3 protein-coding genes are annotated in these 2,972 nt (G+C 34.3%); all 3 read right to left on the reverse strand.

Annotated elements, in window-relative coordinates:
• A partial coding sequence (locus Q1553_RS07860; protein ID WP_300842896.1) for a molecular chaperone TorD family protein occupies positions 1–506 on the reverse strand: 506 nt, incomplete at its 3' end.
• Positions 496–2,100, reverse strand: coding sequence for a 4Fe-4S binding protein (locus Q1553_RS07865; RefSeq protein WP_297570405.1), 1,605 nt, complete (start codon positions 2,098–2,100; stop codon positions 496–498). The genes Q1553_RS07860 and Q1553_RS07865, both read right to left, overlap by 11 nt.
• 236 nt (positions 2,101–2,336) lie before the next feature.
• Positions 2,337–2,972: proton-conducting transporter membrane subunit (locus Q1553_RS07870; protein WP_300842897.1), on the reverse strand; the 636-nt coding region annotated here is incomplete at its 5' end.

Genomic DNA, 2,972 nt, shown 5'->3' on the forward strand with positions numbered 1-2,972 from the left:
ACCCAACCCAAAAAAGCTTTTTGACTAAATAAAAAGACTTCTTTTGCTAACTCTACATTCTCTTTCTCTATTAGGTAACGCATAAAGCCGCACAGAAATCCTAAATGTTCCTCTGTTTCTTTAAAATTCTCTGTATTTACTCGCACATCACTTCCTTTCATTAATGCTCTAATTTTCAAAAGAGATTGCCCACCAATGCAGTTTTCATAGTAATGCGAAAGATGCATACCGACTTGCTTCCCTCCAAAAGGCAATGCAAAGAGACGAGAAAATTCCTCTTTAATATTTTGAATCCCATTGTCTTCTAACTCTTGCTTTAAAAGTAGCATACTGCCTTCTGCTTCCTGATTTAGAGGAGCATTTAACAAGATTTCTAATTGTTCTTTTGCGATTCCTGCTCTTTCTTCTAGCATTTCAAAAACCAACAAACCATTAAAAAAGTCATAGTATAAAACACGAGCATTTTTTAAATTTAATTGTTCTTGTTCGCTCAAATTATCTAACATCTGCCTCCCTTTCCTGTGCAATTACATTTGTTGTATCAAGCATAACTTTGACTTTGCAATCTGGACAGCATTGAATTGTTCTAAACTTTTTAATATCCTTTGCAAAAGAATCCCCAATCATTAATAGCACTTTTTCAATGGATTTCTTTGTGCTAAAAACCTTCCCACATTCCACACACAAAAAGGGCTCATCTTTTGCCAACTCTTGACTTCTAAAAAAATCTGGATTTAGCATAATCCCTTCTTTATGAAGTTCCATTGCGTCTTCAGGACAGGAAGCAACACAATATCCGCAAGTCGTGCAAAAGCTTGCATTGAAACGTAAAGAAAAATCATCACTTCTAGCAAAGATTGCATTTACATTGCACGCTCCCACACAAGAAAGACAAAGTGTGCATTTTTGTGTATTTACTTTGATTTCCCCATAAAACACAGAATCTTTGCGTGATTGTGTCGCGGGTACACTTTTTGCCAAACCATAATCTTTGTCTTTTACCATGTATTGCAACCTCTGTGCAAAAGACTCACGATAAGGTTTGTTGTAGCGGTTTTGATAAAAATAAGATTCTATTCGTGGTAATTCCAATTGCGATAAGAATTCTACCTGCTGCACAGCAAAAATAAAATTTTGTTGATGGATTTGCTGTGTAATATGATTTAAAAATTCCATAGGTGCGCTTAAATTTTGTGTATAAACCACCAAAGCATTTCCGCTCATTTGCACCATACTTAGCAAATCATTTTCGTTTAGTATCAACAAACTTGGCAAAACTAGAGGCAGAAAATCAGAGGGTAAATTTTTGTTTTGTGAGGCTAAGATTCTATAATCTTGCGTGTTACATAAGAAAATCCTTTGTCCTTTATACTGCTCTATGATTTCCCCCAAGCTTTCTTTGGGCAACTCCTCATATTCCAAACAATTTGTCGGACACACACCCACACATGCACCACAGGCAATGCAATCAATTGGTGAAAAAACCAATTCCATTAAGTCGTCGTTATTATCTACACCAAAGGTAGGACAAACATTTGCACATCTTGTGCAATGTCTTTCTCTCCTATGATGATATTGGCAAAGATTCTCTTGATAACCAATTATTTCTTTATAGGAATAAATACCAATATTTTTTTTCAACTTTTCTAATAAGCTTTCAGGATTCTTAAAATCAGCTACATTATAGACACCTCTAAAGCGCAACAATTCTTCTTCGCAAACAAACAAAACAGCTTGCGCAAACTCTATAATTTCTTCATTATTAAGTTTGGCATTAAATCCACCAAAGCTTCCGCTGAAATTTTCTAACAATTCTAAATCTACTAAGGCAACTTCAAAAAACTCTTGCGCCAAATCCACAAAATCTTGCACGATTTTTGGAATCGCTCCTTGTTCGCCCGCGTAAATTACCGCAAGTTTCGCATTGATTTCTACTTCTTTGCTATTCTCTAATGTAAAATCATCTATAATTTCTTGCACGCGTTCTAGCTTGGCTAACTTATGATGATAATCCTTGTTTTGTTTGTTTAACAAAAGGTTACCAGTTGGTAAAGAAGTTGTATTGATAGTATTAAATGGTTCAAAACCTAATGGATTCATATGCCCTCACATCTTATAAAATAGTTTAATTTTTTACCTTATTTGCTCTTAATCCGCATTTTATTCACTTCACACTAAAAAGTCAAGATTCTTTTAACATTTTCATTATATAAATTAATATATATAAAGGAAAATTAAGGGTTAAAGCAATATTAATGATAGAATCTCAAAGTGAGACTCTATAAGCTAAAGCAATAAATGAAATAGACTATCTACCCTATGATAAATCCTAGAGATTACATCAAACTTCCACCAATGTAACCATAAATTCCAAATAATAAACCATCTACCACAAAAGCCGATAAGCAAACATAAAGCGTTGCGATTCCTACTACGATTTTAAGAGGCAAAGTTGCATTCTGTAAATAAACATTCCCATCACTAATCAAAGGGTCTTTTAGGAACATATAAACGATAAGCTTTAAATAATAATATGCCGCAATTGCGCTATTGATTGCCATAACAAAAGCAAGAAACAAGTAGCCATTATTAATTGCTGCGCTCATCAAATAAACTTTACCCCAAAAAACTGAAAAAGGTGGAATCCCTGCCAAAGACAACATAAATAATCCCATAATCACAGCGGCTAAAGGACAAAGCTTGATGAGTCCAGAAAATTTTTCATAGGAATGGTCATAACGTTTATCCCAAATTTGTTCTTTTGTGCGAGAAATCCACAACATCGCAAAGATTCCGAGATTAGTAAAAAGAAACAATATCCAATATAAAAACAATGCACTATAAGCTTGCATTCCACCAATTAACACAGCACTAAATGCAAATCCCGCGTGAGAAATAGAACTATACGCAAGCATTCGCTTTACATCTTTTTGCACAAGTGCCACCAAATTTGGCAAAGTCATTGTAATCAC

Origin of the sequence: Helicobacter sp. UBA3407, assembly GCF_949747025.1 — a bacterium.
Taxonomy (GTDB): Bacteria; Campylobacterota; Campylobacteria; order Campylobacterales; family Helicobacteraceae; genus Helicobacter_D; species Helicobacter_D ganmani.